17 protein-coding genes are annotated in these 22,112 nt (G+C 67.3%); 9 read left to right on the forward strand and 8 right to left on the reverse strand.

Annotated elements, in window-relative coordinates; translation table 11 throughout:
* The first annotated feature begins 15 nt into the window (after positions 1 to 15).
* From C6P64_RS01705 to C6P64_RS01720, 4 genes are all read left to right on the forward strand, one after another.
* On the forward strand, positions 16 to 1,785 hold the full coding sequence (locus C6P64_RS01705; RefSeq protein WP_105746854.1) for a type I secretion system permease/ATPase: 1,770 nt from the start codon (positions 16 to 18) through the stop codon (positions 1,783 to 1,785).
* 32 nt (positions 1,786 to 1,817) lie between these two features.
* Positions 1,818 to 3,554, forward strand: a complete 1,737-nt coding sequence (locus C6P64_RS01710) for a type I secretion system permease/ATPase (RefSeq protein ID WP_105746992.1) — start codon at positions 1,818 to 1,820, stop codon at positions 3,552 to 3,554.
* Positions 3,555 to 3,621: 67 nt separating this feature from the next.
* Positions 3,622 to 4,980, forward strand: a complete 1,359-nt coding sequence (locus C6P64_RS01715) for an HlyD family type I secretion periplasmic adaptor subunit (RefSeq protein WP_105746855.1) — start codon at positions 3,622 to 3,624, stop codon at positions 4,978 to 4,980.
* A 2-nt stretch (positions 4,981 to 4,982) separates the two neighbouring features.
* A complete protein-coding gene (locus tag C6P64_RS01720) occupies positions 4,983 to 6,353 on the forward strand; it encodes a TolC family outer membrane protein (protein ID WP_105746856.1) in 1,371 nt (456 codons plus the stop codon).
* A 54-nt stretch (positions 6,354 to 6,407) separates the two neighbouring features.
* Here C6P64_RS01720 and metK read toward each other — a convergent pair whose 3' ends face one another.
* Positions 6,408 to 7,598, reverse strand: coding sequence for a methionine adenosyltransferase (metK, locus tag C6P64_RS01725; protein WP_105746857.1), 1,191 nt, complete (start codon positions 7,596 to 7,598; stop codon positions 6,408 to 6,410).
* Positions 7,599 to 7,755: 157 nt separating this feature from the next.
* Between metK and C6P64_RS01730 the strand changes: the two genes are divergently transcribed.
* Positions 7,756 to 8,604 (forward strand): lysophospholipid acyltransferase family protein, encoded by an 849-nt coding sequence (locus tag C6P64_RS01730; protein WP_105746858.1) that lies wholly within the window; start codon positions 7,756 to 7,758, stop codon positions 8,602 to 8,604.
* Positions 8,605 to 8,636: 32 nt separating this feature from the next.
* Here C6P64_RS01730 and yihA read toward each other — a convergent pair whose 3' ends face one another.
* On the reverse strand, positions 8,637 to 9,368 hold the full coding sequence (gene yihA / locus C6P64_RS01735; protein ID WP_105746859.1) for a ribosome biogenesis GTP-binding protein YihA/YsxC: 732 nt from the start codon (positions 9,366 to 9,368) through the stop codon (positions 8,637 to 8,639).
* Positions 9,369 to 9,477: 109 nt separating this feature from the next.
* Here yihA and C6P64_RS01740 point away from each other — a divergent pair, with 109 nt between their 5' ends.
* From C6P64_RS01740 to msrP, 4 genes are all read left to right on the forward strand, one after another.
* A complete protein-coding gene (locus C6P64_RS01740; RefSeq protein ID WP_105746860.1) occupies positions 9,478 to 10,092 on the forward strand; it encodes a c-type cytochrome in 615 nt (204 codons plus the stop codon).
* A gap of 150 nt (positions 10,093 to 10,242) precedes the next feature.
* On the forward strand, positions 10,243 to 12,369 hold the full coding sequence (locus C6P64_RS01745; RefSeq protein WP_105746861.1) for a cytochrome c biogenesis protein ResB: 2,127 nt from the start codon (positions 10,243 to 10,245) through the stop codon (positions 12,367 to 12,369).
* Positions 12,366 to 13,703, forward strand: a complete 1,338-nt coding sequence (ccsB, locus tag C6P64_RS01750) for a c-type cytochrome biogenesis protein CcsB (protein ID WP_105746862.1) — start codon at positions 12,366 to 12,368, stop codon at positions 13,701 to 13,703. Before C6P64_RS01745 ends, ccsB begins: the two co-directional genes overlap by 4 nt.
* 112 nt (positions 13,704 to 13,815) lie before the next feature.
* Entirely contained in the window at positions 13,816 to 14,799 is a 984-nt protein-coding gene (msrP, locus tag C6P64_RS01755) for a protein-methionine-sulfoxide reductase catalytic subunit MsrP (RefSeq protein ID WP_105746863.1), read from the forward strand.
* A gap of 23 nt (positions 14,800 to 14,822) precedes the next feature.
* Here the strand turns inward: msrP and C6P64_RS18680 are convergent, their stop codons facing one another.
* The 6 genes from C6P64_RS18680 to C6P64_RS01785 are packed head-to-tail and all read right to left on the reverse strand — an operon-like array spanning position 14,823 to position 22,039.
* A complete protein-coding gene (locus C6P64_RS18680; RefSeq protein WP_105746864.1) occupies positions 14,823 to 15,269 on the reverse strand; it encodes a type IV pilin protein in 447 nt (148 codons plus the stop codon).
* Positions 15,270 to 15,281: 12 nt separating this feature from the next.
* Positions 15,282 to 19,196 carry a pilus assembly protein gene (locus C6P64_RS01765; RefSeq protein ID WP_170073022.1) on the reverse strand — a complete coding sequence of 1,305 codons (3,915 nt, stop codon included), beginning with the start codon at positions 19,194 to 19,196 and terminating at the stop codon, positions 15,282 to 15,284.
* 41 nt (positions 19,197 to 19,237) lie between these two features.
* On the reverse strand, positions 19,238 to 19,876 hold the full coding sequence (locus tag C6P64_RS01770; protein ID WP_105746866.1) for a pilus assembly PilX family protein: 639 nt from the start codon (positions 19,874 to 19,876) through the stop codon (positions 19,238 to 19,240).
* Positions 19,873 to 20,928, reverse strand: a complete 1,056-nt coding sequence (locus C6P64_RS01775) for a PilW family protein (protein ID WP_170073029.1) — start codon at positions 20,926 to 20,928, stop codon at positions 19,873 to 19,875. Before C6P64_RS01775 ends, C6P64_RS01770 begins: the two co-directional genes overlap by 4 nt.
* A complete protein-coding gene (pilV, locus tag C6P64_RS01780; RefSeq protein ID WP_105746868.1) occupies positions 20,925 to 21,404 on the reverse strand; it encodes a type IV pilus modification protein PilV in 480 nt (159 codons plus the stop codon). Before pilV ends, C6P64_RS01775 begins: the two co-directional genes overlap by 4 nt.
* Positions 21,401 to 22,039, reverse strand: coding sequence for a GspH/FimT family pseudopilin (locus tag C6P64_RS01785; RefSeq protein WP_105746869.1), 639 nt, complete (start codon positions 22,037 to 22,039; stop codon positions 21,401 to 21,403). The genes pilV and C6P64_RS01785 overlap by 4 nt, the downstream gene beginning before the upstream one ends.
* Between the last annotated feature and the right edge of the window lie 73 nt (positions 22,040 to 22,112).

Consider the following 22,112-nt stretch of genomic DNA (forward strand, 5'->3'; position numbering starts at 1 on the left):
GGAAGAGCAGGCCGCATGAATCCTGACAAGAAAACCTCCGAGCTGGCGGCGGCTGTGCTGGCCTTGAAGCCCGCCTATTGGCGTGCCTTCGGCTTTGCCATCGTCTCCGGCCTGCTGGTGCTGGTGCCCACGCTCTACATGCTCGAGGTCTACGACCGGGTGGTCAACAGCCGCAACCACATGACGCTGGCCATGCTGACCCTGCTGGTGCTGCTGGCCTATGTGGTGATGGAAGTGCTGGACTGGGCGCGCGCCGAGACCCTGCGCGAGGCGGGGGCGGCGCTGGACCGGGCGCTGGCGCCGCGCGTGTTCCAGGCCATCTACGAGTCCAACCTGCGCCGTCTGGGGGCGGCATCGATCCAGCCGATGCACGATTTCCGCACCCTGCGCGATTTCCTGCATCACCCGCTGCTGGGATCGCTGATGGAGTCGCCGGTCTCGCTGGTGTTCGCGCTGATCCTGTTTCTGATGAGTCCGGCACTGGGCTGGTCGGCCGTCGCCGGCGCACTGGTCCAGGTGGCACTGGCCTGGTTCAACGAACGCAGCACCCAGCCGCCGCTGCTGGCAGCCAACCGGGCCGCGATTGCCGCCCAGCAATATGCCGACAACTCATTGCGCCAGGCCGAGGTGATCGAGGCCATGGGCATGCTGCAGCCCATCCACCGCCGCTGGATGGCCCGGCAGCGCGAGTTCCTGGGCCTGCAAGCCCAGGCTTCCGACCAGGCGGCGGCTTTCCAGGCCACCAGCAAGTTCGTCCAGACCACCATGGCCTCGCTGCTGCTGGGCGTCGGGGCCTGGCTGATACTCGAGAATGCCTTGCCCGGGGGCGGCGGCGCGATGATCGTCGGCTCGGTATTGGGCGGACGCATGCTGGCCCCGCTGGTGCAGACCATCAGCCAGTGGCGCGCGGTCGTCAACCTGCGCGATGCCTGGGGCCGGCTGGACCAGCTGCTGACCCAGCTGCCTGCCCGGCCGCCCGCCATGTCATTGCCGCCACCCAAGGGCCGGCTGCAGCTGGAAAACCTGATGGCGGCGGCCCCGGGCTCGAATGCCCCCATCCTCAAGGGACTGGCCTTCGCCCTGCAGCCGGGCGAGGTGCTGGCCGTGGTCGGCCCATCGGCTTCGGGCAAGACCACGCTGGCCAGGCTGCTGGTCGGGCTCTGGCCTGCCGCTGGCGGCAAGGTGAGGCTGGACGGCGTCGACATCTTCGCCTGGGACAAGCTGGAGCTGGGGCCTTGCCTGGGCTATCTGCCGCAGGGGGTCGAGTTGCTCGAAGGCACGCTGGCCGAGAACATTGCGCGCTTCGGCACGCCCAGTCCGGCCAAGCTGGAAGCGGCGGCGCGCGCCGTCGGCCTGCATGACTTCATCCTGAGCCTGCCCCAGGGCTACGACAGCCCGGTCGGACGCGACGGCGCCATGCTCTCGGGCGGCCAGCGCCAGCGCATCGCGCTGGCACGTGCGCTCTATGGCGATCCGGTGTTCGTCGTGCTCGACGAGCCCAATTCCAGCCTGGACGAGGCCGGCGACCTGGCGTTGGCGCAGGCCATCGCCCAGCTCAAGGCGCGCGGCACCACCTTCGTCGTGATGACCCATCGCACCAGCGTGCTGGGCGTGGCCGACAAGCTGCTGGTGCTGCGCGACGGCATGCAGCAGGCCTTCGGCCCGCGCGACGAGGTGCTGGCGGCACTGGCCAAGGCGGCGCAGCAGGCGCAACAGCAGGCCCAGCAGGTTCATAGGCCGCACGCACCGCAAGCGGGCCCCAAGATGGCAGCCCCGGCGCCCTGATGGCGGTGCAATACCTGGACGGATCGAACGAGATGACAAGCAAGGGGTTTTTGGCGCGCAGCGAGCTCACGGCCACGCTCTGGTCCTTCCGGCGCGAGTTCATGGTGGCGGGGCTGTTCAGCCTGGTGATCAACTTGCTGCTGCTGTCGCCCACGCTCTACATGCTGCAGGTGTATGACCGGGTGCTGGTCAGCCGCAGCGAGCTGACCCTGCTGGCGGTCTCGCTGCTGACCCTGTTCCTGTTTGCCGTGATGGCGTTCGCCGAATGGTCGCGCTCGCGCCTGCTGGTGCGCGCTGGCGTCCGGCTGGACGCCGTGCTCGGGACCCGGGTCTTCAACGCCAGCTTCGAGGCCAACCTGAGCCAGTCGGGCGCGCCGGTGCAGCGCGCCTTTGCCGACCTGACCGAGATCCGCCAGTTCCTGACCGGCAACGGCATCTTCGCCTTCTTCGATGCGCCCTGGACCCCGATCTACATCGCGGTGCTGTTCTTCCTCCATCCCTTCCTGGGCTGGGTCGCGATTGCCTTTGCCCTGCTCCAGGCCACGCTGGCCTGGCTGGGCCATCGCCACACCGTTGCGCCGGCCGAGGCGGCGGCCAAGGCCCAGAGCGAGGTCAACCAGTTCCTGCAGCACAAGCTGCGCAATGCCGAGGTGGTCGAGTCCATGGGCATGCTGGCCGGACTGCGCCAGCGCTGGCAGCAGCGTCACGCCGATTCCATGGCCTTGCATGGCACCGCGCAGGAACTGACGCATCGCATCACGGCCATCAGCAAATGGCTGCGCTACTGCCAGCAGTCCCTGGCCCTCGGGGCTGGCGCGCTGCTGGTGATCGACGGCCAGTTGAGCGCCGGCGCCATGATCGCGGCCAATGTGCTGATGACCCGTGCCCTGGCGCCGATCGATCTGATGGTGAGCAGCTGGCGCAGTTTCCTCGGCGCGCGCGGCGCCTTCGAGCGACTGGAAAAGCTGCTGCAGCTCCACCCGGAGCGCGATCCGGCGCTGAGCCGCGTTCCGCCCCGGGGCTCGATCTGCCTGCGTCAGGTGCAGGCCAGTGCCCCGGGCCGTTCCCGTCCCATCCTGCAGGATGTGAGCCTGCAGGCTGAGCCCGGCAGCGTGACGGTGGTGCTGGGCCCCTCGGGCTCGGGCAAGTCCACGCTGGCCAGGGTGCTGGTCGGCATCTGGCCCGAGGTCCAGGGCGAGGTGCTGCTCGACGGCCATCCCCTCGCTGGCTGGAGCCGTGCCGAGCTCGGATCGCATCTGGGCTATCTGCCGCAGGACATCGAGCTGTTCGACGGCACGGTGGCCGAGAACATCGCTCGCTTTGCCGAGATCGATTCCGGCCAGGTGATCGCTGCTGCGCAAAGTGCAGGCCTGCACGAGATGATCCTGCGCCTGCCCAAGGGCTACGACACCCCGATCGGCGAGGCCGGCAGCCTGCTGTCGGGCGGCCAGCGCCAGCGCATCGCGCTGGCCCGCGCGATCCATGGCGAGCCGGCGCTGATCGTGCTCGACGAGCCCAACGCCAACCTGGACGATGTCGGCGAAGCCGCGCTGAACCAGACGGTGCGCGAGCTCAAGGCCAAGGGCAAGACGGTGTTCCTGATCACCCACCGCCCCGGTGCCGTGCAGCTGGCCGACCAGCTGCTGGTGCTGCAGGAAGGGCGGATCGCCATGCAGGGGCCGCGTGCCGCCGTGCTGGCGCAGCTGCAGGCCCGGGCGCAGGCCCAGGCATCCCGGCCGGCGGCGGATGCCTTGCCTGCCTCGGCCTGAGCCGGCCTCCGGCGACCGCTGTCCAGCCTCTTCCTGCCCCGAACCGATTCCGATCCAAGCTTCCATCATGGCCCATCCTCAGCAACCCTCGACCTCTGTCTCCGCCACGCCCGGGACGGCCCCATCCAGCCAGCCGCCCGCCGATGCCGGTCGCGCGGCCCGCATCGGCCTGTGGGTGCTGGGCCTGGGTTTCGGCGGCTTCCTGCTCTGGGCCGGACTGGCTCCGCTCGACGAGGGCGTGCCGACCCATGGCATGGTCGCCATCGACACCAAGCGCAAGGCGGTCCAGCACCTGAGTGGCGGCATCGTCAAGCAGGTGCTGGTCCGGGAGGGCGATCTGGTCCAGCAGGGACAGCCCCTGATCGAGCTCGACCAGGCGGTGGCGCGCGCCAACTACGAGGCCGTGCGCCAACGCTACCTCGGCCTGCGCGCGATGCAGGGCCGCCTGCTGGCCGAGCAGGCCGGCACGGCGACGGTCAGCTTCCACCCCGATCTCCAGCAGGCCGCCGCCGACCCGCTGATCCGGAACCAGCTCGAGACCCAGCGCCAGCTCTTCGGCTCGCGCCGCGCCGCCCTGCGCGCCGATCTGCAGGCGATCGAGGAAAGCATCCAGGGCCAGCAGGCCCAGCTGCAGGCCTACCAGGGCATGATGGGCAACCGCAACAGCCAGCTCGCGCTGCTGCAGGAGGAGCTCAGGCATACGCGCGAGCTGGTGGCCGAGGGCTACGCGCCGCGCAACCGCCAGCTCGAGCTCGAGCGCTCGCTCGCCGATGTCCAGGTTGCCCTCGCCGACCTGAACGGCAACAGCCTGCGCGGTCAGCGCACCATCGCCGAACTGCGCCAGCGCGCGCTGGCACGCCAGCAGGAATACCGCAAGGAAGTCGAGACCGAGCTGACCGAGGTCACGCGCGAAGTCCAGTCCGATGCCGAGAAGTTCCTGGCCGTCAAGGCCGACCTCGAGCGCACCGAGATCCGCTCGCCCGCTTCCGGCCAGGTGGTCGGGCTGGTGGTGCAGACCGTCGGCGGCGTGATCGAGCCGGGCCAGAAGCTGATGGACGTGGTGCCGGCCGATGCCCCGCTGCTGCTCGAGGCACGCATCGAGCCGCATCTGATCGACAAGGTCAGAGCCGGGCTGCCGGCCGACCTGCGTTTCACTGCCTTTGCGCATTCGCCGCAGCTGGTGGTCGCGGGCGAGGTGGTGTCGGTATCGAGCGACCTGCTGAGCGAGCAGCAGGGCGGCACCGTGTTCTCCTATTACCTGGCCCGCATCAAGGTCACGCCCGACGGCATGAAGACCCTGGGCCAGCGCCGGCTGCAGCCCGGCATGCCGGTCGAGGTCATCATCAAGACCGGCGAGCGTTCGCTGCTGACCTACCTGCTCCATCCGCTGACCAAGCGCCTGGCGGCGTCGCTGAAGGAGGAGTGAACATGCCTGCAGCATGGCTGACGCCCTCCGCCCGTTCGCCTGGCCTGCGCGGCTGGCCTTGCTGGACCGTACTTGGGCTGGCCGCCTGGCTGGCCGGCCTGCCGGCCTGGGGGCTGGACCTGCAGCAGGCCTATGAAGCCGCGCGCGAGCATGATGCGACCGCGCGCGCGGCTTACGCTGCGGCGGAAGCCGCACGCGAGCGCCTGCCGCAGGCCAGGGCCCAGCTGTTGCCCAACATCGCCTTCAGCGCCGGGCGCAACCGCAACGACCTGTCGCGCGAGCAGTCCGGCTTGCCGCTGGCCGAGGCGCCTTACTACAGCTTCAACCAGACCCTGCAGCTGCGCCAGCCGATCTACCGCCGGCCGCTGCTGCTCGCGCTCGAGCAGGCAAGCCATCTGGTTGCCGATGCCGAGGCCACGCTGGAGCAGGAGCGGCAGAACCTGGGGGTACGGGTCGCTGGCGCCTATCTGGAGGCGTTGCTGGCGCAGGACCAGCTCGAGCTGGTCCTGCGCCAGCATGCCTTCACCCTGGCCTACCTGGATGCCGCGCGCAAGGCGCTGGTCGCAGGCTCGGGCACCCGAACCGACATCGACGAGGCGCAGGCCCGCCTGGATCTGAACCTGGCGCAGCAGCTCGAGGCGCGCCAGCAGGTCGACTACACCCGACGCCAGCTCGAGTCCATGACCGGCCAGCCCGTCGGCGAGCTGGCGCCGGTCGATCCGCAGCGGCTGGCCCTGGCCGCGCCGCAGCCGGCGGCGCTGGAGGATTGGCTGGCGCTGGCCGAATCCGTCAGTCCGGAACTGCTTGCGCTCAAGTCCCGACTGGAGGCGGCGCGGCTCGAGATCGGCAAGGCCCAGGGGGCCCATCATCCGACCCTGGATGCGGTGCTGCAGGTGACCCGCAGCGCCAGCGAGAACGTGACCACGCCCGAATCGAGCTATCTCAACCGCATGGTCGGTCTGCAGCTGAACCTGCCGCTCTATGCCGGTGGTTACGCCAGCTCGGTGGTGCGGCAGGCGGTGGCAGAGAGCAAGCGCGCCGAAGAGACGCTGGAGGCAGCCCGGCGCGACCTCGGCCTGCGGCTGCAGCGCGAATTCCGCGGCGTCACCGAGGGGGTGCTCAAGGTCAGGGCGCTGGAGCAGGCGGTGCGTTCGGCCGAGCAGCTCGTCAAGTCGAGCCGCCGCTCCTTCGAGGCCGGCAGCCGCAACATGCTCGATGTCCTGAACGCCGAACAGCAGCAGCAGACGGCGCTGCGCGACTTGGCGCAGGCGCGCTACCTCTATCTGCTGTCGCGGGTGCGGCTGCAGGCCCTGGCCGGCACCGATCCGTCGGCAGCCATCAGCCAGGTCAATGGCTGGCTCGCACCGCGCTGACCTGGGCCGGCCGCGCCGCCGGCAGGTCGGGCCCGCCAGGGCGCTCGCCCGGGATCAGGCCGCCGACAGTCCTGCCAGGTCGCGCAGGATCTGCACCTTGTCGGTCTTCTCCCAGGTGAACTCGGGTTCGTCACGGCCGAAGTGGCCGTAGGCGGCGGTCTTGCTGTAGATCGGGCGCAGCAGATCCAGCATCTGGATGATGCCGCGCGGGCGCAGGTCGAACACCTCGCGCACGATCTGCGCGATGCGCTCGTCGGCGATCACGCCCGTGCCCTCGGTGTAGACCGTGATGTTCATCGGCTGCGCGACGCCGATTGCGTAGGCGACCTGGATCTGGCATTGCTTGGCCAGGCCGGCGGCGACGATGTTCTTGGCCACGTAGCGTGCGGCGTAGGCGGCCGAGCGGTCGACCTTGGTCGGGTCCTTGCCGCTGAACGCGCCACCGCCATGCGGGCAGGCGCCGCCATAGGTGTCGACGATGATCTTGCGCCCGGTCAGGCCGCAGTCGCCCTGCGGGCCACCGATGACGAAGCGGCCGGTCGGGTTGATCAGGTACTTGGTGTCCTGCAGCCACTCTTTCGGCAGCACCGGCTTGATGATCTCCTCGATGATGGCCTCGGTGAAGCTGGCCTTCATCCTGGTCGGCGATTCCGACTGGTCCGGGCTGTGCTGGGTCGACAGCACCACGGTGTCGATGCTGTGCGGCTTGCCATCGACATAGCGCAGCGTGACCTGGCTCTTGGCATCCGGACGCAGGAAGGGCAGGCGGCCATCCTTGCGCAGCTGGGCCTGGCGCTCGACCAGGCGGTGCGCGTAGTAGATCGGCGCCGGCATCAGGTCCGGCGTCTCGTCGCAGGCATAGCCGAACATCAGGCCCTGGTCGCCGGCGCCGATGTTGAGGTAGTCGTCCGAGGCATGGTCAACGCCCTGGGCGATGTCGTTGCTCTGCTTGTCGTAGGCGACCAGCACCGCGCAACCCTTGTAGTCGATGCCGTACTCGGTGTTGTCGTAGCCGATGCGCTTGATCGTGTCGCGCGCGACCTGGATGTAGTCGACGTTGGCCTGGGTCGTGATCTCGCCGGCCAGCACCACGAGACCGGTGTTGGTCAGGGTTTCGGCCGCCACGCGCGAACGCGGGTCTTGCTCGAGGATGGCGTCAAGGATGGCATCCGAGATCTGGTCCGCCACCTTGTCGGGGTGGCCTTCGGAGACTGATTCGGAAGTGAAGAGGTAGTCGCTGGACATTCAATTGGCTCCGTGGAAAGTTGGCGCGTTGCCAACTCCTGACGGAGCCTGGCGAACGCTTTAGCAGGATTTGTGAGTCGCCCTGCAAGTAGTTCATTAACTCGGCGACCCCTCAATTCTACGACTTGCCGGGGCAAGCGTCGATAATTACCCCGTGATGAAACATGTCTTTCGCTTCCTGGCGACCTGGCCCTTGCCCCTGCTGCACGCCCTGGGTTGGCTGCTGGGCTGGCTGTCCTGGCTGGCATCCCCCGCCTACCGGCGCCGTCTGGCGCGCAATGCCGGACTGGCCGGCGTGGCGGCTGGAGCGCGCCTGGCCTCGGTCGGCGAGGCCGGCAAGCTCAGTGCCGAGCTGCCCCGGCTCTGGCTGGGCCGGCCGGTGCCCTGGCGCTGGGACGGCGTCGAGCATATCGAGGCCGCGCGCGCAGCCGGACAGGGCATGCTGTTCCTGACCCCGCACCTGGGCTGCTTCGAGGTCACGGCCCAGGCCTACGCGGCCCGCTTTGGCACCGGTCCCGCGGCCCGGCCGATGACGGTGCTGTACCGGCCACCGCGCCAGGACTGGCTGCGCGAGCTGGTCGAGGCCAGCCGGGCCCGCCCCGGACTGGCGACGGCGCCGACCACGCTGGCCGGCGTGCGCCAGCTGATCCAGGCACTGAAGAACGGCGAGGCGGTCGGCCTGCTGCCGGACCAGGTGCCGCCCGAAGGGCAGGGCGTCTGGGCGCCTTTCTTCGGCCAGCCGGCCTACACGATGACGCTGTCGGCGCGCTTTGCCCGCCAGGCCAACACCCGGGTGCTGCTGGCCTGGGGCGAGCGCTTGTCCTGGGGTCGCGGCTATGTCGTGCACATCCTCCCGCTCGAGCAGGTGCTTGAGGCGCCGCTGTCGGGCGACATGGCCGATCTGGCCGCCCAGATCAACCTCGCGATGGAGCGGGTCATCGCGCGCTGTCCGCAGCAATACCTCTGGGGCTACGCGCGCTACAAGTCGCCACGCTCAGCCGCCTGAGCCGGCGTCGAGGCCGGCACGAACGGTCAGTTTCAGGCTTCGGCTGCCGGTGCCGCAGGGGCATCCGGTGCAGCGGCGCCGGCATCGACCGCCGGATGGGTCCAGTCCCAGAGCAGGGTCGCTACATCGTCCAGTCCCTGCTTCTTGAGCGCCGAGAACAGCCTGACCTCGCCACCGCCGGCCTGCAGCTTGGTGATCTGCAGCACCTTGGCCGCCTCGCTGCGGGTCAGCTTGTCGGCCTTGGTCAGCAGCACCAGGAACTTGAGCCCCTGCTCGACGCGCGGACGGATGATCTCGAGCAGCGCCTCGTCGAGCTCGGTCAGCCCCAGGCGCGGGTCGCACAACAGCACGACGGCGCGCAGATTGGGCCGGCTGACCAGGTAGTTGGCCATCACCTGCTGCCAGCGTCGCTTGGCCTCCTGCGGCACCGCGGCATAGCCATAGCCCGGCAGGTCGGCCAGCACCGCGTCGGTCGCGCCCTGCTTGCCGAGCGCGAACAGGTTGATGCTCTGCGTGCGGCCCGGCGTCTTGGAGGCGAAGGCCAGCCGCTTCTGCTGCGTCAGCGTGTTGATGCTGGTCGACTTGCCGGCGTTGGAGCGGCCGACGAAGGCGATCTCGGGCACATCGAGCGCCGGCAGGTGGTGCAATTGCGGCGCCTCGGTCAGGAAACGCGCCGTATGCAGCCAGCCATGGGCCGTTTTGGCATCGGACGCTGGCCGGGCGGCAGGCGGGATTTTGCGGTCGGAGGCGGGTTCTGGGCTCATGTGCGGTTCTGCGGTCATCGTCCATTGTAAAATCATCTCGTTCTGCGTCTTGCGTGCCCATGGTTGCGCAGTTCGCTCCTTCGCCAACCGACGCCATCTGCCCCTCGAAATGAAACTGATCGCATCCCTCATCGGCGCCGCTGCGCTCGCAGCCCTGTCGTTGTCCGCCCACGCGCAGGCCGTCAAGCCCGATCTGGGTAAGGGCGCTGCATCCTTTGGCCAGGTGTGCGCGGCCTGCCACGCAGCCGACGGCAACTCGGTCATCGGCGCCAACCCCAAGTTGGCCGGCCAGCACCCTGAGTACCTGGTCAAGCAGCTGACCGAATTCAAGTCCGGCAAGCGCGCCAACGCCGTGATGTCCGGCATGGCCGCCGCCCTGAGCGACGAGGACATGCGCAACATCGGCTTCTGGCTCGCCAGCCAGAAGCCCGCCACCGGCGTTGCCAAGGACAAGGCCCTGGTGTCCCTGGGCGAGCGCATCTACCGCGGCGGCATTGCCGACCGTCAGATCGCCGCCTGCGCGGGTTGCCACTCGCCCAACGGTGCCGGCATCCCGGCCCAGTACCCGCGCCTGTCGGGCCAGCACGCCGAGTACACCTCCACCCAGCTCAAGGCCTTCCGCAGCGGCGAGCGCAAGAACAGCGCCCAGATGACCGGCGTGGCCGCCTACCTGACCGACAAGGAAATCGCGGCGGTTTCCGACTACATCGCCGGCCTGCGCTGAACCACGGCCTGGCAAGACCCCCAGTCATCTGGGGGAAATAAGCTGGCCTTAATCTTCGGCAGCACAATCCGGGCGTTGGCAGTCCAGCTCTCCCTTCAGCCCCTACCCAGGCAGGCCCGGACTTCTGGCCTGCTTTTTTATTTCTGAACCATGAGCGTTTCCACCACCGGTTTTGAACTCGAACGGGGTTCGCAGCGTCTGCGAGCCACGGTGGAATTGCTGTCGTCGATGCGCTTCGCGATCGCGCTGCTGACGGTGATCTGCATTGCCTCGGTCATCGGCACGGTGCTCAAGCAGCACGAGCCCGTCAACAACTACATCAACCAGTTCGGTCCCTTCTGGGCCGAGCTGTTCGGCAAGGCCCAGCTCTATGCGGTCTATGGCGCCTGGTGGTTCATGCTGATCCTGGCCTTCCTGGTCGTCAGCACCAGCCTGTGCATTGCGCGCAACACGCCCAAGATCCTGAAGGACCTCAAGTCCTACAAGGAATCGGTGCGCGAGCAGAGCCTGAAGGCCTTTGCCCACCGCGCCGAAGCCGACCTGGTGGCTGCGCCCGAGGCGGCAGCACAATCCATGGGCCAGGCCCTGGCCGGCGCCGGCTGGAAGGTCAAGCTGCAGCAACGCGAGACCGGCGTCATGGTCGCTGCCAAGGCTGGTTCCGCCAACAAGCTGGGCTATCTGGCCGCGCACAGCGCGATCGTGCTGATCTGCCTGGGCGGCCTGTTCGACGGTGACCTGGTGGTCAAGGCCCAGACCTGGTTCCAGGGCAAGACCCCCTTCACCGGCGGCGGCATGATCGCCGACGTGCCGGACCAGCACCGCCTGTCCGATCGCAACCCGACCTTCCGCGGCAACCTGCTCGTCAGCGAGGGCCAGCGTTCCGGCACCGCCATCCTGGCCCAGCCCGATGGCGTGCTGCTGCAGGACCTGCCGTTCGACATCGAGCTCAAGAAGTTCAGCGTCGACTACTACTCGACCGGCATGCCCAAGCTGTTCGCGAGCGACATCGTGATCCACGACCGCTACAGCGGCGAAACCCAGGAAGCGCGGGTCGAGGTCAACCATCCGGTCAGCTACCGCGGCATCGAGATCTACCAGTCCAGCTTCGACGACGGCGGCTCCAAGCTCAAGCTCAAGGGCATCGCGATTAACGGCAAGCCCGGTGCGCTCGAGATCGAGGGCCGGGTCGGCGAATCGGCCCGGATCGAGCTCGGCGGCAAGCCGATGACGCTCGAGTTCACCGCCCTGCGCGTGATCAACGTCGAGAACCTCGGCCAGACCGCGGCCAGCGGCGTCGATGTGCGCAAGGTTGACCTGCGCCATGCGATCGAAGGTCGCCTGGGTGCCGGCAACAAGACCATGAGCCGGCAGGAGCGGCGCAACGTCGGGCCGAGCGTGAACTACAAGCTGCGCGACGCCTCCGGCCAGGCGATCGAGTTCAACAACTACATGTTCCCGCTCGAGCTCGACGGCCGCCGTGTCTTCCTGCTCGGGGTGCGCGACACACCGGGCGAGCCCTTCCGCTACCTGCGCCTGCCGGCCGACGAGTCCGACAGCATGAACGGTTTCCTGAACCTGCGCGCCGCGCTGGCCGACCCGGCACAGCGCCGCGAGGCCGTGCGCCGCTATGCCGCGGGCGCCACCGAAGGCCAGCGCCCTGACCTGACCCAGGCGCTCGAGGCCTCGGCCACCCGCGCGCTCGACCTGTTCGCCGGCATCGAGGCGTCGAGCGCGGCCCGCGACCCGGCGCGTCCGCCCGGCGGCCTGCCCGCGCTGTCGCAGTTCATCGAATCCCAGGTGCCCGAGGCCGAGCGCGAGCGCGCCAGCGAGATGCTGCTGCGCATCCTCAACGGCACGCTGTTCGAACTGGCCCAGGTCGGCCGCGCCAAGGCCGGCATGTCAGCCCTGGCGCGCGACGAGCGCAGCGTGTCCTTCATGACCCAGGCCCTGGTCGCCCTGAGCGACAGCTTCTACTACCCGGTGCCGATGGCGCTCGGGCTCGATGCCTTCACCCAGGTCCAGGCCAGCGTGTTCCAGGTCGCGCGTGCGCCCGGCAAGACCGTGGTCTACATCGGCTGCCTGTTCCTGATCCTCGGCGTGTTCGCCATGCTCTATGTGCGCGAGCGCCGCCTCTGGGTCTGGCTCGCACCGCGTGCTGACGGCAGCCTGCACGCCACGCTGGCGTTCTCGAGCAATCGCAAGATGATGGACACCGAGCGCGAATTCGACACCCTCAAGACCCTGCTGCTGCAGTCCCCCACCGAGGTGAAAGCATGACTACCGCCACCCAGAACCTTGCCTTGCAACTGCCCCCTGGCTATTTCGCCCGCAGAAGTCCGTGGGACTGGCTGTTCGCGCTGTTCGTCGCGGTCGGTGCGGGCATCGCCTTCGCGCTCTACAGCAGCTACATGGACGGCTACGAGCAGGCGATCCTGATCGGTAGCGTGCCTTCGCTGGTCGCGTTGGCCTGGTTCTGGCGTCCGGTACGCCAGCTGACGCTGGCGGTCGCCGCGCTGTCGCTGCTCGCGATCTGGCTCTACCAGGCAGGCAGCGGTCCCGACCTTGCGCGCGCCGAACAGGCCTTCCTGCTCAAGTATTTCCTCTCCAGCCAGTCCGCCATCCTCTGGATGAGCATGCTGTTCTTCATGGCCACCGCCTTCTACTGGGTCGGCCTGCTGTCACGCGCGGGCGACGCCTTCGAGAAGCTGGGCTCGCGCCTGACCTGGGTCGCGATCACGCTGGCGCTGGTTGGCTCGCTGGTGCGCTGGTTCGAGAGCTATCTGATCGGTGCCGATGTCGGCCATATCCCGGTCAGCAACCTGTACGAGGTCTTCGTGCTGTTTTCCTGGCTGACGGCGGCCTACTACCTCTACTACGAAGACCAGTACCAGACCCGTCGCATGGGCGCCTTCGTGATGCTGGTCGTCAGCGCGGCGGTCGGCTTCCTGCTCTGGTACACCGTGGTGCGCGAGGCACACCAGATCCAGCCCCTGGTTCCGGCGCTGCAGAGCTGGTGGATGAAGCTGCACGTGCCGGCCAACTTCATCGGCTACGGCACCTTCGCGCTCGCAGCCATGCTGGCCTTTGCCTACCTGATCAAGCACAGCGCGGGCGAGACGCGCTGGTACAAGCTGGCGCCGCTCTGGCTGCTCGGCATCGTGCTGTGCTTCGAGCCGCTGGTGTTCCGCCGCGGCGCGACCGAGGCCGGTGGCAGCTACTGGTTCGTCTACTTCGGCATCTCGGCCTTGATCGTCGGCACCATCCTGTTCGGGCGTCGGCGCATCGCCGAGCGCCTGCCCACGCTCGAGGTGCTCGACGATGTGATGTACAAGTCGATCGCGGTCGGCTTCGCCTTCTTCACCATCGCGACCGTGCTCGGCGCGCTCTGGGCCGCCGAGGCCTGGGGCGGCTACTGGAGCTGGGATCCGAAGGAGACCTGGGCCCTGATCGTCTGGCTCAACTACGCCGCCTGGCTGCACATGCGCCTGATGAAGGGCCTGCGTGGCACGGTCGCGGCCTGGTGGGCGCTGACCGGACTGGCCATCACCACCTTCGCCTTCCTGGGCGTCAACATGTTCCTGAGCGGCCTGCACAGCTACGGCACTCTCTGACCGGCCCTGGCCTGGTGCAACCCGGAGCGTCCCGACCCAGGGGCGATCCGGGTTTTTGCTTTCTGCTACCTTGTGCCGACTTCATTCCTGCTGTCGTGAAAATGCTGCCACCATGCTGATCCGTTCCCAAGACAAGGACTTCCTGCCGCCGCCCGCGAGCGAGATCACGCCCCGCGCGGTCTGGCAGCAGCGGCGCCAGCTGCTGCGGCTGGCGGCCATCGCGGGTGGCGCGTCGCTGGCACCCTGGGCCAGCCAGGCCGCCGAGCGCCCCGGCAAGCTGGCTGCCTTGCCCGGCGCGCGCTCGAGCCTGCCGGGCGCCACCACCCCGGAGCCGCTCACCCCCTACGCCGATGTCACCGGCTACAACAACTTCTACGAGTTCGGCACCGACAAGGCCGACCCGGCCCGCCAGGCGCACCGCCTGAAGACCCGGCCCTGGAGCGTCCAGGTCGACGGCCTGGTCGGCAAGCCGCGCAGCTTTGCCATCGAGGACCTGCTCAAGCTCGCCGGCATGGAGGAGCGCATCTACCGCCTGCGCTGCGTCGAGGGCTGGTCGATGGTGATTCCCTGGGTCGGCTACCCGCTGGCCGAGCTGCTCAAGCAGGTCCAGCCGCTGGGCAGCGCCAAGTATGTCGAGTTCGTCAGCCAGGCCGACCCATCGACCATGCCCGAGCTGCGCGCCGGCGTGCTCGACTGGCCCTATACCGAGGGCCTGCGGCTCGACGAGGCCATGCACCCGCTGACGCTGCTGGCCTTCGGCCTCTACGGCGAGGTACTGCCGAACCAGAACGGCGCCCCGCTGCGCCTGGTCGTGCCGTGGAAATACGGCTTCAAGAGCGCCAAGTCCCTGGTCAGGATCAGGCTGGTCGAGCAGATGCCCAGGACCTCGTGGAACCTGGCGGCACCGCGCGAGTACGGCTTCTACTCCAACGTCAATCCCGAGGTGGCCCACCCGCGCTGGAGCCAGGCCAATGAGCGGCGCCTGGGCGAGCCCGGCGGCCTGTTCGCCAAGCGCCGTCCGACCCAGCCCTTCAACGGCTATGCCGCGCAGGTGGCACAGCTCTACACCGGCATGGACCTGCACCGCTTCTACTGAAGGCGGTCCAGCCGAGGCGACGGCTAGCGGTTCCAGCAGGCGGCCACGCCGAGCGAACCGCTCACGCCCTGGGTGCCGGTCTGGTTCAGCGTGAAATTGCCGCATGCGTCACTGGCCATCGAATTCACCGCCGTTGCCGTCAGGCTGTAGCCCGTGTTGCTGACGCTGGCGCTCAGGGTGTAGTTGGCCGTGCCCGACCTGGGCACCTGGGTCACCGGCAGGGTGGGGGCGGTGTTGTTGCCCTTGGCGGTGGAATAGAAGCCGCGCGTCGTGTAGTAGGACTCGAGGAACAGGGCATTCTCGAGCAAGGCCTGCTTGGCCTCGGCCCGCTTGCCCCGCGCCAGATAGCCCACATAGGACGGCGTGGCGATCGAGGCCAGCAGGCCGACGATCGCGATGACGATCATCAGCTCGATCAGGCTGAAGCCGCCAAGGGTTCGCGTCGGTCGCGCAGAGGTAGACAGGTTCATGTCCTGGCCTCTCTACATCAGCTGTTGCCAGTTGATGCGCTGCGGCTTGCCGGCCACGCCGCGGCCGCGGTTGGTGACGGTCTGGACCTTGCCCCGTGTTCCCGGCACCAGCTTGAAGCCGACCTTGGCATCCCGGTCCAGCCAGGTCACCGAATCCATCAGCCCGACGGTGGAGGCCATTCCGGTCGGGACCAGGCCGTCGAGCACGGTATCGTCGCCGGTCTTGAACTGGTAGTCCTGGTTCAGGTCGAACACCGGCCGGCTGGGGCGACGCCCATTGAAGGACAGCTCCATCAGCCAGCTCGAGCCCTGCGCGTTGCAGGGGTCGGCAGAAGGAATGGCCGTTGTGAAGATGATGCGGTTGTCGTTCGAATTGACGTTGTCGACCACGGTCGTGGCCTCGGCGATCACCCGCTCGCCGCTGTCGGGCAGGTCCATGTACCAGCCGCGCTGGTTGCTCAGGTTGACCGCATTGTCCGAGGTGACCCGCAAGTTCATGCCGCCCTTGCTCGTGGTGTTGGTGACGGTCTGTGCCACCAGGTCGCTGCGGCCGGTGATGGGCTGCTTGTTGTCCCACAGGCCGTAGAAGCTCTGCTTGACCGACATGGCGGTCGCCCCGATGTCCTCGGCCGCGAGCAGCCGACCGGTGCCCAGGAAAACCCAGAAGCCGCCATCGCCCTTGATGGCGCTGGGCTGGACCGTGATCGGCTGCACGTTGCCGCTGCCGTCCTGGGCGGTGAACAGCTTGGCGACGGTCCAGCTCGAAGCGCTGCTCGACTTCAGGTCGAACTTCCACAGATTGCCCTTCAGGTCGCCGGCATAGGCGACATCGGCGATGCGGTCGCCATCGCTGTCGACCAGGGTCGGGGTCGACAGGCCGTTGTCGCTGTCGCTCGCCAGGGCCGTGATCTTCTTGATCAGGGCTCCGTCGGACAGCCTGACGACATACAGGTGAACCCCCTTGTTCTCGCTGTTGTAGCCATTGCCGAACACCGCCGCCCAGTTGCCGTCGTTGAGCCTGACCACCTGCGGCTGGCTGTAGCTGTAGCCCATGTCCTTGTCGGACTCGTCGGCGTTGAATTCCCACATGAACCGGGTCGGCGCATCGACGGTGGGCTTGGTGGCATCGACCGCGAACACGGACTTGCCGCCAGCACGCAGGCCGGAGACGACCACGCTGTTCCAGCCCGAGCTGTCCGACAGGGCATTGTTCAGGTAGGCATCGCCCGCGCCGGGCGAGCCATCGACGAAGTAGCGGTGGTTGTAGTCCGGATTGGTCAGCTGGTGCAGCCGGGGAAAGACGCTGGTCGGGATCACGGCAAACTGCTCGACGCCATCACTGGCCTTGAAGGCATGCAGCATGCCGTCGTTGGCGCCGACATAGATCATCGGGGTCCGGGTCTTCTTGTAGTTGACATAGGAAGCATAGCTGGACTTGCCCTCGCTGCCCGCGGCCAACTGGTCGTAATGCTGGTCGTCGGCGCCGAGATAGACCGGGTCCGAGGCAATGATGTCGCCCAGCACCCATTCGCTGCGGTCCTGCCTGGCGCTGCCATCGTAATTGCGCTCGAAGGCGATCCGGTTGCGGAACACGCCCCCGGTGTAGCGCTGCTCCATGCTGTGGTCGCCGCGCAGCCAGTTCAGGCGCAGGCTGCCCCTGCCGTCCGACTGGTCCAGGCTGTTTTGCTGGCTCTTCGTCAGGTTGCTCCAGGCCAGGCTGGCACCGCCGCTGCCATTGCGGATGTAGATCGAGCGTGCATCGGGCGCGGGCATCATGGCGGCTGCATTCCAGACCGGGCCGCTGACGCTGCCGTTGACCGAATTGACTTCGAGCGCATACAGCTGTCCGTTCCAGTACCGGGTGTCGAAGCGTGCCTGGAAGATGCGCGTGCTGCCGCTGGTCTTGGTCGAATTGGTCGCCAGCGCAGCGGCAGTCGGGGTGGTCGCCTCGATCAGGGACAGCAGCTTCTCGAACGCGTACTGCAGGGTATCGGGCGTCTCGGCGCTGAAGAAGCGGCCGCGGCTGTTGATGGCCGTGTGCCAGAGGTCGGGCGCGCTCAAGCCATAGCTCGGGTCATTGGTCTTGCCCATCCACTTGGTCGCGGGTGGCCATTCGAGTGCGCCCGACCGCAAGCTCGGGTAGCTGCCGCCATACATGTCGCCGTTCCAGTTCAGCCCGGCAGCGCCCAGGAAGTCGGTCAGGCCGAGACCGACCGTGAAGTTGACCATGTGCTGCCAGCTGGCCGGGTTGTTCTTCGGGTTCCAGTAGATCGTCTCGGCGCTGTCCAGCACCCCGTTGCCATCGCCATCCTCATCGGTCGTTAGAGGGTTGAGGTTGTTGCTCAGCGACGGGGCCAGATCGGTCAGCCAGTAATAGAAGGCCATGTCGGCCAGGGTGTGCGGCGTCGTGTCTGCATAGACCTGGGCGTAGTCGGCGCTGTTCTTGTAGCGGGTGCCGTCCGGCAGCCACTGTCCGTTGTTGTCGTCGGTGTCGTTGAGGTCCTTGTCGTCGTTCCAGATGCCGTCCGTCATCAACGCATGGTAATTGCGCCGGCAGCTGTATTGCCCCGATCCGCTCACACCGGGGCTGTTGGCATAGGGGCTGTTGGCCGATGTGGTGTCGCTGAAATAGCGGCCGGCCCGGCTCATGGCCTGGCGCAGCGGCGTGTCGCCCGAGGTGGGCAGCCGGAACAGCCAGTCGTAGAAGTTCTTGCGCTGCTGGCTCTGGCTGTCGCCGAAGGCCTGGATCGCATTGCTGCCGAACTGGCCCAGCCAGCCCGAGCAGCTGGCCGTGACCAGCTTGTCATTGGCCTGGTCGTAGCAGGTGTTGAGCGCCTGCCATGCCACGCGAATCCTGGGGCTGAGCTGCGAGAAGGCCAGCGAGGCACTGCCCTGCGTCGCGAGGTTGCGCGTGCGGTAGAAGGAATACCAGTTGGCGAAGTTCTGCCGCTCGTCGCTGCCGTTCGGGCCCGAGGTGGCGCTGACCTGCACATAGCGGTAGCAACTGTTGTTGCGCTTCTGTGCCACCGGGTCAGAGCAGCCTGAGCGGCTGGCGTCGAACAGGTAGTAATAGGCTGGCACGCCACCAAAGGTCTTGGTGGGTTCTCCCACCTGGCTCTGCGCCGAGACCTTGAGGCGCACCACCACGGCCGAGCCGCTGTAGTTCTCGTTGAAGCACAGCCGCAGGGTGTTGCTGTTGATGAGCCGGGTCCGGTAGCGTCCGTCAGCGGGCTGGACGCTGGGGTTGCAATTGTCCTTGTCGGAGTTGCCGTCACCGCTGAACGGCATGCCGTTGACGCTCACGCCGAGCAGGTTGGTGCCGGGATCGATGCCCTTGACGCTGCCGTCCACATCGACGAAATCGGTGATGTCGAAGTAGGGCACTTCCTGGTTGTTCTTGTTGCCCAGCATCGCGCCGCTGACTTCCCGCTCGCTGACCTGGCCGGTGAAATGCCCCATGTAGCATTCATAGCTGCCATCGCCGCCGCCCCCGCCGGAGCAGGTCTGATATCCCGTCATCCCGAGCGCTGCGGTCGGCTGGAAGTTGCTCGACAGGTCGATTCGCTGGTCGAAAACGGGTCCCGCCCTGTAGTAGCCGTTGCGCCAGGCGGCATTGAACTCGGTGCTGAGCGTCTTGCGGTCCGCGCCCACGGGCGCCGAATAGATGACCCGTGGGTTGTAGTAGAGCCCGTTGCCATGCGCGGACTTGGCCCAGCGGTTGTCGAGTGCGGCGCAGTCGCTGTTGTCGTCGCAGGTCTCGGGCACATAGCCCCGCCTCATGCTGCCCGAATCATCGAGCGTCAGGATCAGGTTGGGGTCGACCTGGTTCGACAGGAACAGGGGCAGCGGCTCGATGTCGAAGCTGTCCGCCGGTCCGGACAGCAGCAGCAGGCTGGTCACGGCCAGTTTCAGGCTGATGTGCTTCATGGTGGAACTTCCTCTGGGCATGTCGGCTCGGTGTGCTGGCTTCAACTGGCTTCCAGGCACAGGCGGTATTCACTCTGCAGCAGGACCCGGGTGTCGGCTTGCTTGCGCGACGCGGCCGAAGCCCCCACCGCGAGTGCCGTGATGCGATAGCGGTAGTGCGTCCGGGGCGCCGTGCAGTCCACCGAAGGCGCGGCCGTGCCCAGGTATTCGATGACGAAGCGCGGTGGCTGGTCCACGCCCTCGATCAGCTGGTTGATCGCGATCGACTTGCTGCCGTCGATCGCGCCGTTGGCGTCGAACCAGCCATAGCCGCCCGCGCTCGTGGGGCTGATCCAGTAATCGGTCTTCGACGCCTTGACAATGATCGCGGTCTTGGCGCTGGCGCTGAGGGCGTTCCGGTTCAGCAGCCCGGCCGCCACGTTCTCCACATTGCTGTTGGCGCTGTCAGTGAAGCGGGCGTGGTATTCGAACGCCAGCCTTTCCTCGCCATCGACCAGCGCGGCCTCTGCCGCCTGGAAGGCCAGGTCGCGGTCGCGCGTGTTGCTGCTCATGACGGCTTGCAGGCGTCCGCTGCGCGAGGCTGCCAGCACGACCAGCGTGACCACCAGCAACAGCAGCAAGCCGGTCACCAGCACCATGCCTTGCTGGCTGCGAGGGGAGCGATGGCGGTAGGCGTTCATGACAGTCGCTTGCGCAGGCCGAAGGTCATCGTGTAGCTGCGACGCAGCCGGCGGTCGGTGATGACGGTCCCGTTGCCGAGCGTGAAGCTGCGGCTTTCGGCAATCACGTTGTCGTCCTGGGACTCGAGTGTCACGGTCACTCGCACCGCCAGCACCCTGGTCCAGTCGGTCACGTTGCTTGCCTCGGTGTAGGCCGTGATCACCAGGATACCGTCGGCGTTGGGCGTTCCCACGCCATAGAGCATCTGCAGGTCGGTGACGCCGCTGACCAGCTCCTGCGCCTCTGTCGCTACCGCGCCGCCGCTGGTCGTCAGGGCCTGGCGGTACAGCGAGGGAATCAGGCTGCTGCTGTTGCTGTACTTGCGCCCGCTGTTGCGCAGGTAATAGGCATTGGCCGACAGCGGCAGCACCTTGGCTCCTGCCATGTCCTGGGCACCGGCACTCGGGCTCGCCAGTGCGGTGCTGTGCTGGATGCCGCCGGTATTGCCGGTCATCTGGAACAGCGAGGCCGTCGTCTGGCAGTCGGTCAGCAGCAGCAGGCTGCCGGCGTTGAAGCTGCCGGAGCCCAGCACGATAGGCTGGGTCGTGCCGCTGTTGTAGCTGCTCACCAAGCCCGGCGTGACGTCGTCGGCGTTGGCGCGCAGCACGACCAGGGTGTCGCCCCGGAGCGCGTTGGGCCCATAGCCGCCCGGAGCGGTCTGGGGAAAGTTGGCATCGCCCACCGCGTTGCTGTCTGCGCTCTCGTCCTGTCCGAACAGCGGCCGGTCGGTGTTGCTCCACCAGTTGCTGGTGTAGCTGCTGACGAAGTTGACGGGGTTGGCCTGGCTCGGCAGCTGGCAGGTCATGTTGCCCGCCATCCGGATGTCATAGCCCATGATCTCGAACACATAGCGTGCATTCGACTGCAGTTGAGCCAGGGCCTCGAGCTGGCGATAGCTGCGGGCCGTGCTGAGGTAGAGGGCGACCAGGGCGCCGACGACGACCAGTCCGATGCTGATGCTGACCAGCAGTTCGACCAGCGAGACGCCACGCGCGCGCGGGTGCAGTTTCATACCCCCCCCTCGGTCGTGAAGCAGGCGGGTCTTGTCGAGCTGCAGTCGCAGCCGGCCTCGCAGTCGGGCGCGCTGGATCGGCGGTCGTTCCATTCGATCCAGATCCTGGCCATCCGGGAGTCCGGGTCGAACTCGACATGCCCATCGCCGTCCGGAAGCGCTTGCGCGATCCGGCTTTTCCAGGCGCTGACATCGGCAATCGCCACATTGCTCGGCCCCTGGGCGGCCGACTGGCTGCCAGCGTCCACCGCATAAGCCGCTGCCTGGTCGTGGTTCACATGGTTGAGCACGCGCATGCTGTCGAGGATGTCGTTGGCCAGGAAGGTGGCTTCGGCACGGTAGAGGGCATTCTGCTGGTTCTGCAGGTTGCTGACCTGCAGCTTGGCCAGGCCCAGCAGTCCGATGGTCATGATCACGATCGTGACCAGGACTTCCAGCAATGAACTGCCTCGGGCGGGGTTGTGGTGGCGGGTCATGGGCTCTCGCAGTTCTGCAGATTGCTCCCGTCGCCTTTTTCGGGAATGCCGTTGTTGTCGCTGTCGGTCGCCAGTACCGATCGGGTCGCGATCACCAGGATGGCCTGCGACTTGTTCAGCTCCCCGTTGGCGCAGATGGCGAAGGTGCCGGTCCCGAGCCCCCAGACCAGGCCGGTGCGCAGGAAGGTGATCCCGTTCGTGAAGTTGCTGTTCGGCCGCACGGTGATCCGCGCTGGCAGGTCCTGCCTAGCCTGCAGCAGCAGCTCGCCGTCATCGCGTGCGACCGCAGCGCCTTCGCTGGCGGCGTCTTCGTTGACGAAGGCGATCCAGCCACTGTCCCAGCCGGTGCCGCTGGAGGCACAGCTGCTGCCGTTGCTGCTGCGGCAGACGCTGACCGGCTGGCCGCGGCGCGCGGCCTCGGAGCGGGCCAGGTTCAGCGTGGCCATCAGTTCGCTGGCCACGGTCCGGGTCCGGTTGGCCTGGATCATGGTCTGGAAAGAAGGGACGGCGAACGCCCCGATGATCGCCACGATCGCAACCGTCACCATCAGCTCGAGCAGGGTGAAGCCGCCCGCACTGGCCTGCCGCCTGGCAAGCCAGCCGTCTTGGGGCGCTGTGGTCAGGGGGTGCAGCATGTTCTGTTATGTCATTGGGATCAATATGAAGTCATACAGCCTTGCTGCCATATCCTTGGATTTAAATGGAGCA

It is taken from the genome of Malikia granosa (genome assembly GCF_002980595.1).
Taxonomy (GTDB): Bacteria; Pseudomonadota; Gammaproteobacteria; order Burkholderiales; family Burkholderiaceae_C; genus Malikia; species Malikia granosa.

Bases quoted from the DNA above. Each gene is read 5' to 3' on its own strand.
- ccsB (WP_105746862.1), top strand. From the start codon at position 12,366: ATGACTACCGCCACCCAGAACCTTGCCTTGCAACTGCCCCCTGGCTAT.
- C6P64_RS01710 (WP_105746992.1), top strand. From the start codon at position 1,818: ATGACAAGCAAGGGGTTTTTGGCGCGCAGCGAGCTCACGGCCACGCTC.
- C6P64_RS18680 (WP_105746864.1), bottom strand. From the start codon at position 15,269: ATGAACCTGTCTACCTCTGCGCGACCGACGCGAACCCTTGGCGGCTTC.
- C6P64_RS01720 (WP_105746856.1), top strand. From the start codon at position 4,983: ATGCCTGCAGCATGGCTGACGCCCTCCGCCCGTTCGCCTGGCCTGCGC.
- C6P64_RS01745 (WP_105746861.1), top strand. From the start codon at position 10,243: ATGAGCGTTTCCACCACCGGTTTTGAACTCGAACGGGGTTCGCAGCGT.
- yihA (WP_105746859.1), bottom strand. From the start codon at position 9,368: ATGAGCCCAGAACCCGCCTCCGACCGCAAAATCCCGCCTGCCGCCCGG.
- C6P64_RS01730 (WP_105746858.1), top strand. From the start codon at position 7,756: ATGAAACATGTCTTTCGCTTCCTGGCGACCTGGCCCTTGCCCCTGCTG.
- C6P64_RS01765 (WP_170073022.1), bottom strand. From the start codon at position 19,196: ATGAAGCACATCAGCCTGAAACTGGCCGTGACCAGCCTGCTGCTGCTG.
- C6P64_RS01740 (WP_105746860.1), top strand. From the start codon at position 9,478: ATGAAACTGATCGCATCCCTCATCGGCGCCGCTGCGCTCGCAGCCCTG.
- msrP (WP_105746863.1), top strand. From the start codon at position 13,816: ATGCTGATCCGTTCCCAAGACAAGGACTTCCTGCCGCCGCCCGCGAGC.
- C6P64_RS01770 (WP_105746866.1), bottom strand. From the start codon at position 19,876: ATGAACGCCTACCGCCATCGCTCCCCTCGCAGCCAGCAAGGCATGGTG.
- pilV (WP_105746868.1), bottom strand. From the start codon at position 21,404: ATGACCCGCCACCACAACCCCGCCCGAGGCAGTTCATTGCTGGAAGTC.
- C6P64_RS01785 (WP_105746869.1), bottom strand. From the start codon at position 22,039: ATGCTGCACCCCCTGACCACAGCGCCCCAAGACGGCTGGCTTGCCAGG.
- C6P64_RS01775 (WP_170073029.1), bottom strand. From the start codon at position 20,928: ATGAAACTGCACCCGCGCGCGCGTGGCGTCTCGCTGGTCGAACTGCTG.
- metK (WP_105746857.1), bottom strand. From the start codon at position 7,598: ATGTCCAGCGACTACCTCTTCACTTCCGAATCAGTCTCCGAAGGCCAC.
- C6P64_RS01715 (WP_105746855.1), top strand. From the start codon at position 3,622: ATGGCCCATCCTCAGCAACCCTCGACCTCTGTCTCCGCCACGCCCGGG.
- C6P64_RS01705 (WP_105746854.1), top strand. From the start codon at position 16: ATGAATCCTGACAAGAAAACCTCCGAGCTGGCGGCGGCTGTGCTGGCC.